The organism is Streptomyces gilvus, assembly GCF_022513565.1.
GTDB lineage: Bacteria > Actinomycetota > Actinomycetes > Streptomycetales > Streptomycetaceae > Streptomyces > Streptomyces gilvus.
In genome coordinates this window covers 25,980-40,608 of sequence record NZ_JAKWBE010000024.1, presented here as the reverse complement: position 1 = coordinate 40,608, position 14,629 = coordinate 25,980, and the positions used below count along the sequence as shown (strand labels likewise).

The 14,629-nt window shown below is 70.6% G+C and carries 14 protein-coding genes; 12 read left to right on the top strand and 2 right to left on the bottom strand.

The features are described 5' to 3' along the window. Nucleotides 1–85: 85 nt before the first annotated feature. The 11 genes from MKW14_RS29685 (at nucleotide 86) to MKW14_RS29635 (ending at nucleotide 11,690) form a co-directional block, all read left to right on the top strand. Nucleotides 86–1,051, top strand: coding sequence for a 5-dehydro-4-deoxyglucarate dehydratase (locus tag MKW14_RS29685; protein WP_240867602.1), 966 nt, complete (start codon nucleotides 86–88; stop codon nucleotides 1,049–1,051). Further along, a complete protein-coding gene (locus MKW14_RS29680) occupies nucleotides 1,048–2,337 on the top strand; it encodes a glucarate dehydratase family protein (protein WP_240867600.1) in 1,290 nt (429 codons plus the stop codon). The genes MKW14_RS29685 and MKW14_RS29680 overlap by 4 nt, the downstream gene beginning before the upstream one ends. Nucleotides 2,338–2,450: 113 nt before the next feature. Continuing rightward, nucleotides 2,451–3,596, top strand: a complete 1,146-nt coding sequence (locus MKW14_RS29675; protein ID WP_240867597.1) for a carbohydrate kinase family protein — start codon at nucleotides 2,451–2,453, stop codon at nucleotides 3,594–3,596. A gap of 118 nt (nucleotides 3,597–3,714) precedes the next feature. After that, the gene (locus tag MKW14_RS29670; RefSeq protein WP_240867595.1) at nucleotides 3,715–5,865 is read left to right on the top strand and encodes a PhoH family protein; all 2,151 of its coding nucleotides are present in this window, start codon (nucleotides 3,715–3,717) and stop codon (nucleotides 5,863–5,865) included. A gap of 14 nt (nucleotides 5,866–5,879) precedes the next feature. After that, nucleotides 5,880–6,377 (top strand): rRNA maturation RNase YbeY, encoded by a 498-nt coding sequence (gene ybeY, locus MKW14_RS29665; RefSeq protein WP_142151884.1) that lies wholly within the window; start codon nucleotides 5,880–5,882, stop codon nucleotides 6,375–6,377. Further along, complete coding sequence (locus MKW14_RS29660) at nucleotides 6,374–7,678, top strand: hemolysin family protein (RefSeq protein ID WP_240867593.1); 1,305 nt, start codon at nucleotides 6,374–6,376, stop codon at nucleotides 7,676–7,678. Before ybeY ends, MKW14_RS29660 begins: the two co-directional genes overlap by 4 nt. Beyond that, on the top strand, nucleotides 7,675–8,034 hold the full coding sequence (locus MKW14_RS29655; RefSeq protein WP_240867589.1) for an MmcQ/YjbR family DNA-binding protein: 360 nt from the start codon (nucleotides 7,675–7,677) through the stop codon (nucleotides 8,032–8,034). Before MKW14_RS29660 ends, MKW14_RS29655 begins: the two co-directional genes overlap by 4 nt. Nucleotides 8,035–8,065: 31 nt before the next feature. Beyond that, complete coding sequence (locus MKW14_RS29650; RefSeq protein ID WP_240867583.1) at nucleotides 8,066–8,419, top strand: cytidine deaminase-like protein; 354 nt, start codon at nucleotides 8,066–8,068, stop codon at nucleotides 8,417–8,419. 220 nt (nucleotides 8,420–8,639) lie between these two features. Further along, nucleotides 8,640–9,116: a hypothetical protein gene (locus tag MKW14_RS29645; protein WP_240867580.1), complete on the top strand. Its 477-nt coding sequence runs from the start codon at nucleotides 8,640–8,642 to the stop codon at nucleotides 9,114–9,116. A 152-nt stretch (nucleotides 9,117–9,268) separates the two neighbouring features. Beyond that, the gene (locus tag MKW14_RS29640; RefSeq protein WP_240867577.1) at nucleotides 9,269–10,585 is read left to right on the top strand and encodes a beta-xylosidase; all 1,317 of its coding nucleotides are present in this window, start codon (nucleotides 9,269–9,271) and stop codon (nucleotides 10,583–10,585) included. A gap of 94 nt (nucleotides 10,586–10,679) precedes the next feature. Then, on the top strand, nucleotides 10,680–11,690 hold the full coding sequence (locus tag MKW14_RS29635) for a WxL protein peptidoglycan domain-containing protein (RefSeq protein WP_240867574.1): 1,011 nt from the start codon (nucleotides 10,680–10,682) through the stop codon (nucleotides 11,688–11,690). Between the two features lie 186 nt (nucleotides 11,691–11,876). On the opposite strand, the gene MKW14_RS29630 is transcribed toward MKW14_RS29635, so the two are convergent. Continuing rightward, nucleotides 11,877–12,215, bottom strand: coding sequence for a P-II family nitrogen regulator (locus MKW14_RS29630; RefSeq protein ID WP_240867570.1), 339 nt, complete (start codon nucleotides 12,213–12,215; stop codon nucleotides 11,877–11,879). Beyond that, nucleotides 12,212–13,534 carry an ammonium transporter gene (locus tag MKW14_RS29625; protein ID WP_240867566.1) on the bottom strand — a complete coding sequence of 441 codons (1,323 nt, stop codon included), beginning with the start codon at nucleotides 13,532–13,534 and terminating at the stop codon, nucleotides 12,212–12,214. Before MKW14_RS29625 ends, MKW14_RS29630 begins: the two co-directional genes overlap by 4 nt. A gap of 139 nt (nucleotides 13,535–13,673) precedes the next feature. Between MKW14_RS29625 and era the strand changes: the two genes are divergently transcribed. Next, the gene (era, locus tag MKW14_RS29620; RefSeq protein ID WP_240867561.1) at nucleotides 13,674–14,627 is read left to right on the top strand and encodes a GTPase Era; all 954 of its coding nucleotides are present in this window, start codon (nucleotides 13,674–13,676) and stop codon (nucleotides 14,625–14,627) included. The last annotated feature ends 2 nt before the right edge of the window (nucleotides 14,628–14,629 follow it).

Below are 14,629 nucleotides of genomic sequence, written 5' to 3'. Positions count from 1 at the left end.
TGGTAGTCCGCGCCGCCGCCCGCCCGTTGGCGCTCGACCGTTGACGCCCGCCGTTCGCATATCTAGGCTTCGTCTCCATACGTGGATGACATCTATATGGGGAGACGTCGTGACGGGCGAGACGGAAACGACTGCGCGCAGGCTTCGGGAGGGCATGGAGGGCGGAGTGCTTTCCTTCCCGCTGACCTCCTTCCACGACGACGGCTCGCTCGACCCGGACGGCTTCCGCGCCCATGTCGCGGACCGGCTCGCCACCGCGCCCGGCGCCCTCTTCCCCGCCTGCGGCACCGGCGAGTTCTTCTCGCTGGACGAGGACGAGTACCGCCAGGTCGTCACCGTCGCCGTCGAGGAGGCGGCCGGCCGGGTGCCCGTCGTCGCCGGGACCGGATACGGCTGGGCGCAGGCCGCCCGCTTCGCGCGCATCGCCGAGGAGGCCGGCGCCGACGCCCTGCTCGTGCTGCCGCACTACCTCGTCGCCGCCCCGCAGGAGGGCCTCGTCGCCCAGCTGGAGCAGATCGCGGCCCGCACCCGGCTCCCGCTGATCGCCTACCAGCGCGGCCAGGTCGCCTACACACCCGCCTCCCTGAAGCGGATCGCGGACGTCCCCAACGTCATCGGCCTCAAGGACGGCCACAGCGACCTCGACCGGCTCCAGCGCCTCACCCTCGCCGCGCCCGAGGGCTTCCTGTTCTTCAACGGCGCCGCCAACGCCGAGATCCAGGCCCGCGCCTACGCCACCGTCGGCGTCCCCGCCTACTCCTCCGCCGTGCACGCCTTCGCGCCCGAGATCGCGAACGCCTTCTTCACCGCCCTGCGCGGACACGACGACAAAACCGTGGACCGGCTCCTGCGCGACTTCTACGTGCCCCTCGTGGAACTCCGCGACCGCGTACCCGGCTACGCCGTGTCCCTCGTCAAGGCCGCGGCCCGGCTGCGCGGACTCCCCGTCGGCCCCGTCCGCGCCCCGCTGACCGACCCCTCGCCCGCCGACCTGGCCGACCTGCGGACCCTCCTCGCCGCCGGCCTCGACCTCGTAGGAGCCTCCCTGTGAACCTCACGATCACCGACGTCCGGCTGACCCCGATCCTGGTCGCCGACCCGCCGCTGCTCAACACCCAGGGCGTGCACCAGCCGTACACCCCGCGGCTGATCGTGGAGGTCCTGACGGCCGACGGGATCACCGGCGTCGGCGAGACGTACGGCGACACCAAGTACCTGGAACTGGCACGCCCCTTCGCCGATAAGCTGAAGGGCCGTCAAGTGAACGACCTCAACGGCCTGTTCACCATTGCCGACGAGGTCGCCGTGGACGACGCCCGGGTCTCCGGACAGGTCGACGTCGGCGGACTGCGCGGCGTCCAGACCGCCGACAAGCTGCGCCTGTCCGTCGTCTCCGGCTTCGAGGTGGCCTGTCTGGACGCCCTCGGTAAGACGCTCGGCCTGCCCGTGCACGCGCTGCTCGGAGGCAAGGTCCGGGACGCCGTCGAGTACAGCGCCTATCTGTTCTACAAGTGGGGCGCCCACCCCGAGGGCGTGGCCTGCGAGCAGGACGACTGGGGCGCGGCACTCGACCCGGCGGGCGTCGTCGCGCAGGCGCGGCTGTTCAAGGAGCGGTACGGGTTCACCTCGTTCAAGCTCAAGGGCGGTGTCTTCCCGCCCGAGGAGGAGATCGCCGCCGTACGCGCCCTGGCCGAGGCCTTCCCCGGCCACCCCCTGCGCCTCGACCCCAACGGCGCCTGGTCCGTGGAGACTTCACTGAAGGTCGCCGGGGAACTCGGGGACGTCCTGGAGTACCTGGAGGACCCGGCGCTCGGCACGTCCGCGATGGCCGAGGTCTCCGCCGGCACCGACGTGCCGCTGGCCACCAACATGTGCGTGACGACCTTCGCCGAGATCAAGGAGGCGTTCACCCGGGACGCCGTCCAGGTGGTGCTCTCCGACCACCACTACTGGGGCGGACTGCGCAACACCCAGCAACTCGCCGCGATCTGCCGGACGTTCGGCGTCGGGATCTCCATGCACTCCAACACGCACCTCGGGATCAGCCTCGCCGCGATGACCCACGTCGCCGCCACCGTCCCGAACCTCCACCACGCCTGCGACTCCCACTACCCCTGGCAGTCGGAGGACGTCCTCACCCGGCGGCTGACCTTCCACGGCGGCAGGGTCACCGTCTCCGACGCGCCCGGCCTCGGCGTCGAACTCGACCGCGACAAGCTCGCCGTCCTGCACCGGAGGTGGCTCGACGACGACGGTGCGCTGCGCGAGCGCGACGACGCGGCGGCGATGCGGATCGCCGACCCCGAGTGGGTCACCCCCGCCGTGCCCCGCTGGTAGGACCGGGGACGGCCCGGCACGGGGCATGGGGCGGCCGCTGCGGCGTGAGCGGCGGCGAAGGGTCCGTGATGTGGTGCACACTGGCTGGATCCGCACCATGTCAGGGAGTGCACGTGATCGCGCCCAACGCGTCCACCGGAAAGGGACCGTCACCCGTCATCCAGGGACCGCAGTGCCGGGCCCAGGTCGATCCGCTGGCCGGCCTGCGCACCCCCGACGACCCGCCCTGGGACGTGTACCTCACCGGCACGGTCTTCCTGGACATCATCTTCACCGGGCTCGACTCCGCCCCGGTGCGCGGCACCGAGTCCTGGGCGCGGGGCATGGGGTCGAGCCCCGGCGGGGTCGCCAACATGGCCACCGCCCTCGCCCGCCTCGGCCTGCGCACCTCCCTCGCCGCCGCCTTCGGCGACGACCACTACGGCGAGTACTGCTGGGACGCGCTGGAGCAGGGCGAGGGCATCGACCTCTCCACCTCCCGCACCGCGCCCGGCTGGCACTCCCCGGTCACCGTCTCCATGGCCTACGAGGGCGAGCGCACGATGGTCTCCCACGGCCACGAACCGCCCCCGGAGGAACCCGCCCCCGACCACCCGCCCCACGCCCGCGCGGCCGTCGCCTCCCTCACCCCCGGCAAGCGCGCCCCCTGGATCGCCCAGGCCGCGAGCCGCGGCACCCGCATCTTCGCCGACGTCGGCTGGGACGACACCGGCGCCTGGGACCTGGCCGGCCTGGCCGACCTGGAGCACTGCGAGGCGTTCCTGCCCAACGCCGAGGAGGCCATGCGCTACACCGGCGCCGCCTGCCCGCGCTCCGCCGCCCACGCCCTCACCGAACACGTGCCGCTCGCCGTGGTCACCCTCGGCGCGGAGGGCGCGTACGCCGTGGACCGGCGCACCGGGGAGGCGGCGGAGGTGCCCGCCATCGCCGTGGAGGCCCTGGACCCGACCGGCGCCGGTGACGTCTTCGTCGCCGGCTTCGTCACCGGCACCCTGGCGGGCTGGCCGCTCGCCGACCGGCTCGCCTTCGCCGGACTGACGGCCGCCCTGTCCGTCCAGGAGTTCGGAGGCTCCCTCTCCGCCCCGGGCTGGGCGGAGATCGGCGCCTGGTGGCGCAAGGTGCAGTCGGTGGACGAGCAGGACCCGGAGGCACTGAGCCGGTACGCCTTCCTGGAGGCGCTGGCCCCGGCGGCGGGAGCGATCCGCCCGTGGCCGCTGCGGCGGGCGGTGCCGACCATCGGGTTCGGGCGCTCGGCATAGCCGGACGCCGAAAAGCCCTACGGCGTTGTCAGTGCACCGTCGTACCCTTGGAATCGCGAGGCCGCCCTCAGCTGCGCGGCCGTGACGAGGAGGAACCGCAGGCCTACAGAGCCGGCCCATGACTCAGACACCCACAGCTCACACCCCCGCGCAGGAGCAGGCGAGAGCACAGTTCACGGTTCCCGCCCAGCACCCGATGGTCACCGTGCTGGGATCAGGCGACTCCCTCCTGCGCGTGATCGAGAAGGCCTTCCCGGCGGCCGACATCCACGTCCGGGGCAACGAGATCAGCGCGGTCGGCGACCCGGTCGACGTCGCCCTCATCTCGCGCGTGTTCGAAGAGATGATGCTGGTGCTCCGCACGGGGCAGCCGATGACGGAGGACGCAGTGGAACGCTCGATCGCCATGCTGAAGGCGAGCGAGAACGGGACGAGCGACGGCCAGGAGACCCCGGCCGAGGTACTGACGCAGAACATCCTGTCCTCCCGCGGCCGCACCATCCGCCCCAAGACCCTCAACCAGAAGCGCTACGTCGACGCGATCGACAAGCACACGATCGTCTTCGGCATCGGCCCCGCCGGCACCGGCAAGACCTACCTCGCCATGGCCAAGGCGGTGCAGGCCCTGCAGTCCAAGCAGGTCAACCGCATCATCCTGACCCGCCCCGCGGTAGAGGCCGGCGAACGCCTGGGCTTCCTCCCCGGCACCCTCTACGAGAAGATCGACCCGTACCTGCGCCCCCTGTACGACGCCCTGCACGACATGCTGGACCCGGACTCGATCCCCCGGCTGATGGCAGCGGGGACGATCGAGGTGGCACCCCTGGCGTACATGCGTGGACGTGCGATGCCGCTCTTCACGAACGTCCTGACCCCGGAAGGCTGGAGGCCCATCGGCGATCTCCAGGTCGGTGACCTGGTCATCGGCTCCAATGGTGAGCCGACTCCGGTCCTCGGCGTCTATCCACAGGGTGAGAAAGACATCTACCGAGTCACCGCTCAGGACGGCGCTTGGACCCTGTGCTGTGGCGAGCACCTGTGGACCGTCCGTACGCGAGACGACAAGCGTCGTGACAAGCCGTGGCGGGTCCTGGAGACCCAGGAGATGATCGGCAACCTGCGTGCCGCGCACGCGCGCCGTTACGAGCTTCCGATGCTCACGGCACCGGTGTGCCTTCCTGAACGAGAAGTCCCCATGGACCCGTATGCACTCGGACTGCTGCTCGGCGACGGCTGCCTGACCGGTTCCACCACACCGTCCTTCGCCACGGAGGACGCGGAACTGGTTGACGCGCTGGAGTCGGCGCTGCCTGGCGTCCGAGTACGTCACAAGAGTGGGCCGGACTACGTCCTGAACCGGATCAAGTCGCCAGGTGATGTCGTCACGCTGGAAAACCCGGTCACCCGGGTCCTGCGTGAGCTCGACCTGTTGCGGACCCGCTCGCACACCAAGTTCGTCCCCGACGCCTACCTGCGTAACTCGGCCGAGGTCCGGCTGGCCGTTCTGCAAGGCCTGCTGGATTCCGACGGCGGTCCCGTCACGCAGAAGGACCGGACCTGCCGTATCCAGTACACGACCACGTCGATCATGCTCCGTGACGACGTGATCGCGCTCGTGCAGTCACTGGGCGGTGTCGCTTACACGAGGCGTCGAGCCGCCGAAGGACGTAAGCCGGGCCTGGCCAAGGGACGCGAGGTCGGTTACCGCCAAGACGCTCACATCATCGACATCCGTCTCCCCGAAGGCATCGAGCCCTTCCGTCTCGCCCGCAAGCGCGACAAGTACCACACGGCCGGTGGTGGCGGACGCCCGATGCGGTTCATCGACTCGATCGAGCCGGCGGGGCGGGAGGAGGCCGTCTGTATCCAGGTGGCCGCCGAGGACTCGCTGTACGTCACGACGGACTACCTGCTGACACACAACACGCTCAATGACGCCTTCATCATCCTGGACGAGGCCCAGAACACCTCCCCCGAGCAGATGAAGATGTTCCTGACCCGGCTCGGGTTCGACTCGAAGATCGTGATCACGGGTGACGTGACCCAGGTCGACCTGCCCAGCGGTACCAAGTCGGGTCTGCGTCAGGTCCAGGACATCCTGGAGGGCCTGGACGACGTCCACTTCTCCCGTCTGTCGTCCCAGGACGTCGTACGGCACAAGCTGGTCGGCCGTATCGTCGACGCGTACGAGCAGTACGACAGCAAGCACGGCACGGAGAACGGCACCCACAAGGGCGGCCGGGGGAAGTCCGCGCACAAGGGGAAGTAGACACACACAGCGCCATGTCGATCGACGTCAACAACGAGTCCGGAACCGAGGTCGACGAGCAGGCGATCCTCGACATCGCCCGCTACGCACTCGCACGGATGCGCATCCACCCCCTCTCCGAGCTCTCGGTGATCGTGGTGGACGCCGACGCCATGGAGCAGTTGCACATCCAGTGGATGGACCTGCCGGGGCCGACGGACGTCATGTCCTTCCCGATGGACGAGCTGCGTCCGCCGTCGAAGGACGACGACGAGCCCCCGCAGGGCCTCCTCGGTGACATCGTGCTGTGTCCCGAGGTGGCCAAGAAGCAGGGCGAGGAGGCCCCGACGCAGCACTCCATGGACGAGGAGCTCCAGCTGCTCACCGTCCACGGCGTGCTGCACCTCCTCGGCTACGACCACGAGGAACCGGACGAGAAGGCCGAGATGTTCGGTCTGCAGGCGGCCATCGTGGACGGCTGGCGCGCGGAGAAGGGCCTGACCGGTCCTTCCCCGGCCCCGACCGTCTCATGAGCGGTCAGATCGTCGCGGGCGCCATCGCCCTGGTCGTCGTGGCGTGGCTCGCCGCCTGCGCGGAGGCGGGCCTCGCCCGTGTCTCCAGCTTCCGCGCCGAGGAGGCGGTCCGTTCCGGCCGTCGCGGCAGCGCGAAGCTCGCGCAGGTCGCCGCCGACCCGACCCGCTATCTCAACGTCGCCCTGCTGGTCCGCGTCGCCTGCGAGATGGCGGCCGCGGCCCTGGTCACGTACGCCTGTCTGCGGTCCGTCGACGGCACCACCCGCGCCCTGCTCGCCGCGATCGGCGTGATGGTCCTGGTGTCGTACGTCGCCGTGGGCGTCTCGCCGCGCACCATCGGCCGCCAGCACCCGCTCAACACGGCGACGGCGGCCGCGTACGTCCTGGTGCCCCTCGCGCGGATCATGGGCCCGATCCCCAACCTCCTCATCCTGATCGGTAACGCGCTCACCCCCGGCAAGGGCTTCCGCCGGGGGCCGTTCGCCTCCGAGGCGGAGCTGCGGGCGCTGGTGGACCTCGCGGAGAAGGAGTCGCTGATCGAGGACGAGGAGCGCCGGATGGTGCACTCGGTCTTCGAGCTCGGCGACACGCTCGTCAGGGAGGTCATGGTCCCGCGCACCGACCTCGTGGTCATCGAGCGCTACAAGACGATCCGTCAGGCCCTCACCCTCGCGCTGCGCTCCGGCTTCTCCCGCATACCGGTCACCGGCGAGAGCGAGGACGACATCGTCGGGATCGTGTACCTGAAGGACCTGGTCCGCAAGACGCACATCAGCCGGGACGCGGAGAGCGAGCTGGTGTCGACGGCGATGCGGCCCGCCGCCTTCGTCCCCGACACCAAGAACGCCGGCGACCTGCTGCGCGAGATGCAGCAGGAGCGCAACCACGTCGCCGTCGTCATCGACGAGTACGGCGGCACGGCCGGCATCGTCACCATCGAGGACATCCTCGAGGAGATCGTCGGCGAGATCACCGACGAGTACGACCGCGAACTGCCGCCCGTGGAGGACCTCGGCGAGGACCGCTACCGGGTCACCGCCCGCCTCGACATCACCGACCTCGGCGAGCTGTACGGGCTCGACGAGTACGACGACGAGGACGTGGAGACCGTCGGAGGCCTGCTCGCCAAGGCCCTGGGCCGGGTGCCCATCGCGGGCGCGTCCAGCGCGGTCGGGCTGCCGGACGGGCGGGAACTGCGCCTGACCGCCGAGGCCGCCGCCGGCCGCCGGAACAAGATCGTCACGGTGCTGGTGGAGCCGGTGGAACCGGCCGGTCCGCCCGAGGAGGAGAAGGGCGAATGACCCCCGAGGAACTGCGCGGCTTCTGTCTGTCCTTCAACGCGGCCGTGGAGGACTTCCCCTTCTCGCCGGAGATCTCCGTCTTCAAGGTCCTGGGCAAGATGTTCGCGCTCAGCTGGCTCGACAACCGGCCACTGACGGTGAACCTCAAGTGCGACCCGGAGGACGCGATCCGGCTGCGCACCGACCACCCGGGCCTGATCATCCCCGGCTACCACATGAACAAGCGGCACTGGAACACGGTCACGGTCGACGGCGACCTGCCCGACAGCCTGGTGCGGGAGTTGGTCGAGGACTCCTACGACCTGGTCGTGGCCGGTCTGCCGCGTGCCGAGCGGCTCCGCCTCGACCGCCCCTGAGCTGCGCGGCGGCGGTGGTTATGCTCGGCTCATGACCGACAGCAGCGCGCTTGACCCCGAGGACCGCAAGATCGTCACCCTGGCCCGTTCCGCACGGGCGCGCAACGGTGTGCCCGAGGGGGCGGCCGTACGGGACGAGACCGGGCGGACGTATGTCGCCGGGACCGTCGCGCTCGCCTCGCTGGAGCTGAGCGCGCTGCGCACGGCGGTGGCGATGGCGGTGGCCTCGGGTGCGAAGTCCCTGGAGGCGGCGGCCGTGGTGACCGAGGCCGACTCCGTGCCCGAGCAGGACCTGGCGGCCGTACGGGATCTGGGCGGGGCGGGGACGCCGGTGCTGCTCGCCGGGCCCGACGGGACGGTGCGCGGCAGGGTCACGGCAGGCTGAAAACCGCCGTTTTCACAGTGGGTCGGAGTCGGCCGGAAATCGTCCTTGCCGCTTCCGTGTCTCTCGGGCATCAATGGAATCCGTAGTTCCGACGGACCGTCAGATTCCTTACCCCACCCCCCACTTGGCGCCCCGCACCGCGCCTGCCGACGGCCCGTCCGGACCTCTCCCATCCATCCCCACATGGCTTTCCCAGACACGGGAAGGGAGCCGGATTCCCATGAGAGGCAAACGCATAGGAGCAGGTGCGGCCATGGCGGCGGGGGCCCTCGCGGCCGCCTCGCTGGCGTTCGCGCCCAGCGCCCTCGCCGTCACCCCGCAGACCGCGACGATCAGCGCGGACTGCGGCGCCTTCGGCAGCGGCGAGGCCACGCTCACCGCCACCCAGGACGGCACGGCGGCCACCATCACCGTCACCTCGGCCGTCACCGCCCCGATCGCCCTGTCGCAGGACTCGATCTCCTCGACGCTCACCCTGGTGAACAACACCACCGGCGTCACCAGCACGTTCAGCGGGACCAAGAACCCCGCGCTCGCGGCCGGTGACCCCGTCACCGTCGGCCCCCTCGACGGTACCGTCGCCTCGGGTGACAGCCTGGAGGCCTACGGCGGCTCGCTGCAGCTGGTCGTCTTCGGTGTCACCGTCACCTGCACGGCGACCGGACCGCAGTCGCCCGGGCCGTTCGTGTTCGACTGACCGAGCCCGGCAGTACAGCCGACGGATCGTCAGTTCCTGGCACACCCACAGGAACTGACGGTCCATCAGTTCATTTCGGCGTCTCCATTGACTTCTCACGCGATCCCCACATCAATGCCCCCAGCGAGCACAGAAGAAGAGGGGGCACACCCATGGGTTCGCAGAACCGAAGACGCCGTGTGGCGTCGCTGCTCGGGGCGGCCGCGCTCGCGGTCACCGCGGGCGGTGCCCTGGCCTGTCCGGCCGGCGCCGCCACCAACGTGGACTTCCCCACGCACTGCATCCCGCCCGCCGTCGCCGGCATCCCGCCGATCGACGGCACCACCACGGCGAGCATCTCGGTGGACAACACCGCGCCGAAGGTCGGCGACACCGTCACCGTGACCTACACGGTGGTCAAGCCCGCCGCCAGCAACCCCACCGCGATCGCGCTGCCGGCCGACATCATGACGCCCACCGGCAAGGTCACCCTCACCGGTGCGCAGACCGGGGACGTCACGGTCGCCGGTCCCAAGAAGAACGACCCGGTGCCCGGCAACGGCGCCTTCCCGTCGTTCTCCATGACCGGCACCTTCAAGGTCACCGCGCCGGGAGCGATCAAGCTCTCGCCCGGCGACTACAACATCCACACCAGCTACATCCTGGAGCTGGACACCCCGTGCACGGTGACCAACCCGCCCGCCCCGGTCTCCGAGACCGTCACGGCGACGGACTCCACCCCGGTCAACTCCCGTGCCATCACCCTCGACAAGGCCACCGGCAACCCCGGTGACAGTGTCGGCGTCACCGGCAGCGGCTTCACCGCCGGCGCCACCGTGACCCTGGCCGGGCGGTCCGGATCCACCCAGACCGCGGACAAGGCCACCGTCACCGCCGACGCGAGCGGCAAGATCAGCGGCTCCCTCGTCGTCAACGACAAGACGACGACCGGGATCGTGGCGTACGAGGGCAGCGCGTACAGCGACGCCCTGGGCGCCGGTCCCGCCACTTACACGGTCGTCGACAACACGCCGATCCCGGCGGGAAGTCAGAAGCTGACGACCACCGTGAAGGCGGGCACGCTGTCGATGTCCCAGGCCGGGGACTCCGTCGTGCTGTCGGCGGTGGACTTCGGCACGGGCGGGGCCTCCACGGGCAAGCTGCAGACCGTCACCGTCAAGGACTTCCGCGGCGGTCCGGCCGGCTGGTCGCTCACCGGCAAGGTCACCGACTTCACCGGACCCGGCGCCAAGATCGACGCCGGGAAGCTGAGCTGGACCCCCGCCTGCGCCACCGAGGCGGGCAGCCCCAGCACCTGTCAGGCGGGTTCGGCGGGCACGGTGGGCGGTTCGGGCGCGACCCTGGCGTCCACCCCCAACGGCACGCTGACCGGCGGCGAGTTCACCGCGGACGCCCAGCTCTCCCTGGACGTACCGGCGTTCACGCCTCCCGGGTCGTACGCCGGGGTCCTGACCCTGACGCTCAGCTGACCGTACGGGCGTCCGCACCCGCCCGTCCCGTTCCTACCCTCGAAGTCCGTCGAAGTCCGTCGAAGTCCGTCGAAGTCCGTGGGGGTCCGCACCCATGAGAAAGCTCTCCGTCCTCCTTCTCGGCCTGTTCCTCGCCGCTCTGGCCACGCCCGCGCACGCCGCCGACAACGGCAGCTGGTCCGTCTACCCCGTCTCCTCGAAGATCGCCGCGCGCCCGTACTTCTATCTCTCCGCGGACCCCGGCACCTCCCTCTCGGACAAGGTCGTCGTCGCCAACAAGACCGCAGCGCCGCTGACCTTCCGCCTCTACGCCGCCGACGCCTACAACACCGCCCGGGACGGCGGATTCGCGGTGCGGACGGTCCACGAGAAGCAGCGGGGCGTCGGGGCCTGGGCCAGGCCCGCAAGGTCCCGGATCACCGTCCCCGCGCACGGCGAAGTCACCGTGCCGTTCACGCTGCGGGTGCCCGAGGGGGCGGAACCGGGCGACCATCCGGGCGCGTTGGTCGCGTTGGACGAGCGGATCGACAAGGGCAGCGGGCCGCTCGCGCTCGGTGTGCAGCGCGCGGTCGCCGCCCGTGTCTACCTGCGCGTCGGCGGACCCACCGTGCCCGCGATCTCCGTGGAGAACGTCCACATCGGCCACAGCCAGCCGCTCGTCCCCGGCTTCGGGACCAGCACGTCGACGATCTCCTACACCCTGCACAACACCGGCAACGTCACGCTCGACCCCAAGGTGGAGCTGCGCGCGAAGGGCCTGTTCGGCCGCACCCTGCTCTCCCGCGACCTGTCCCGCATCCCCTCCGAACTCCTGCCGGGCCAGCGCGTGCACCTCACGGAGCCGTGGCGCGGAGCGCCCCAACTCGACTGGGGCGACATCACGTTGACGGCGAGCGCGCAGGACACCCGGGAGTCGGCGAGCGCGTCCTTCTTCGCGGTGCCGTGGATCGCGACGGCGGTGTTGCTGGCGGTCCTGGCCGTGGGCGGGGTGCTGTTCGTCAGGACGCGCCGGACCCGCGTGGTCGGTCAGGGTCCGGCACGCCCCGCGCGATCCCCGGCCGCGACGCGCGAGGCCGAGCGGGAGCGGCATCCGTCGAGGAGATGAGCTCCGCGACGGAGAGCCTGGCGCATTCCGTACGGGCGCCGGGCCCGTCGACGGGAGCCGTGGCGCCTGGCCGGGAGCCGCCCCGTTCAGGTCGGGCGGGACTCCTCGGCGGGCTTCCGTCAGGGGCGCGGGGTGTGCCCCGTAGACCGCCCGGCGCTCATGGCCGACGGTGTCTCCGGCGGTGTCTCAGAGCGCGTCCGGGCCGCGCTCTCCCGTCCGGACCCGGACGACCGTCTCGACCGGCAGCGCCCACACCTTGCCGTCGCCGATCTTGCCCGTCTGCGCGGCCTTGACGACCGCGTCGATGACGGCGTCCGCGTCGGCGTCGTCGACGACGACCTCGATACGGACCTTGGGCACCAGGTCGACCTGGTACTCGGCGCCGCGGTACACCTCGGTGTGGCCGCGCTGGCGGCCGTAGCCGCTGGCCTCGGTCACGGTCAGGCCGTGCACGCCGATCTCCTGCAGGGCCGTCTTCACCTCGTCGAGGCGGTAGGGCTTGACGATCGCGGTGATGAGCTTCATGCCTGGCTCTCGGCCTTCCGGGCGGAGGGGACGACGGACGAGCTGACCGGGGCGCCGTGGCCCAGGACGCCGTGATCGTATGCGGTCTCGGCGTGCACCGTAAGGTCCAGGCCGGTGTGCTCGTGCTCCTCGGCCGCCCTGAAGCCCATGGCCTTGTCGAGCAGCTTGCCGATGCCGTAGGTCACCGCGAAGGCGTACGCGGCGACGACCACCACCCCGACGGCCTGCTTGCCGAGCTGGGCGAGCCCGCCGCCGTACAGCAGGCCCTCGGTTCCGCCGGTCATCGCCTTCTCGGCGAAGACGCCGATCAGCAGGGTGCCGATCACACCGCCGACCAGGTGGACGCCGACGACGTCCAGCGAGTCGTCGTAGTTCAGCCGGAACTTCCAGCTCACCGCGTACGAGCAGACGACACCGGCGGCGAGGCCGACGACCAGGGCGCCCAGCAGGGAGACCGTGCCGCAGGACGGCGTGATCGCGACCAGGCCCGCGACCGCGCCGGACGCGGCGCCCAGGGTCGTCGGGTGGCCGTCCCGCTTCTGCTCGACGAAGAGCCAGCCGAGCAGACCGGTGCAGCCGGCGGCGAGGGTGTTGAGGAACGCGGCGGCCGCGAGGCCGTTGGCGCCGAGCGCGGAGCCGGCGTTGAAGCCGAACCAGCCGAACCAGAGCAGACCCGCGCCCAGCATCACCATCGGCAGGTTGTGCGGGCGCATCGCGTCCTTCTTGAACCCGAGCCGCGGGCCGAGGACCAGCGCGAGGGCGAGACCCGAGGCGCCGGAGGTGATCTCGACGGGCATACCGCCCGCGAAGTCCAGGGCGCCGAGGCGGTCCAGGATCCAGCCGCCCGGGCCCCAGACCCAGTGCGCGACCGGAACGTATACGAGCAGTGTCCAGACCGGCACGAAGACCAGCCACGCCGAGAACTTCGCCCGGTCCGCGATGGCGCCGCTGATCAGGGCGGCCGTGATGATCGCGAAGGTGAGCTGGAAGGTGGCGAACAGGACGGTGGGGACGGTGCCGTGCACGCTGTCGGGGCCCAGGCCCGCCAGGCCGGCCTGCTTCAGTCCGCCGATGAGTCCGCCGCCGATGTCGTCGCCGAAGGCGAGCGAGTAGCCGGCGGCCAGCCAGACCACGGTGACCAGGGCGATCGACACGAAGCTCATCATCAGCATGTTGAGGACGCTCTTCGTGCGGACCATGCCGCCGTAGAAGAGGGCCAGGCCCGGGGTCATCAGCAGGACCAGGGCGGTGGCGGCGAGCAGCCAGGCGGTGTCGCCCGTGTTGATCTGCGCGGCGGCGAGGGTCACGGTCGTCTCCATCGAGGTGGGGGCTCGTCAGAGGGTCACCGGCGCGCGTTTCCGGTTGCGTACGGCTGTGTTTCCGTGACGTTTCGTTGCGGCGGGGTTACCGGATCCTCACGGTACGGCGGGGGTCCGGGGATCAGGGAGAATGGGCGGCATGAGCGTTCGTACCCAGTCATCCGAAGAGTCGGGCGAGACCGTCCACCGTGCCGGCTTCGCCTGCTTCGTGGGGCGCCCCAACGCGGGCAAGTCCACCCTCACGAACGCTCTGGTCGGGCAGAAGGTGGCGATCACCGCGAACCAGCCGCAGACCACGCGGCACACCGTGCGGGGGATCGTGCACCGGGAGGACGCCCAGCTCATCCTGGTCGACACCCCGGGGCTGCACAAGCCGCGCACGCTGCTGGGGGAGCGGCTCAACGACGTCGTGCGCACGACGTGGGCCGAGGTGGACGTGATCGGTTTCTGTCTTCCGGCGAACGAGAAGATCGGCCCCGGTGACCGGTTCATCGCCAAGGAGCTGGCGGGAATCCGCAAGACGCCCAAGATCGCGATCGTCACCAAGACCGACCTCGTCGACTCCAAGACCCTCGCCGAGCAGCTGATCGCCATCGACCAGCTGGGCAAGGAGCTGGGCTTCGAGTGGGCGGAGATCGTGCCGGTGTCGGCGGTCGGGGACAAGCAGGTGAACCTGCTGGCCGACCTTCTCGTGCCGTTGCTGCCCGAGGGGCCTGCGCTCTACCCGGAAGGCGACCTCACCGACGAGCCCGAGCAGGTCATGATCGCCGAGCTGATCCGGGAGGCGGCGCTGGAGGGTGTGCGCGACGAGCTGCCGCACTCCATCGCCGTCGTCGTGGAGGAGATGCTTCCGCGCGAGGACCGTCCGGCCGACAAGCCCCTCCTCGACATCCACGCCAACCTGTTCATCGAGCGCCCCAGCCAGAAGGGCATCATCATCGGCCCCAAGGGCAAGCGCCTGAAGGAGGTCGGCATCAAGTCCCGCAAGCAGATCGAGGCCCTCCTCGGTACGCCGGTGTTCCTGGACCTCCACGTCAAGGTCGCGAAGGACTGGCAGCGGGATCCGAAGCAGTTGCGTCGGCTGGGCTTCTGAGG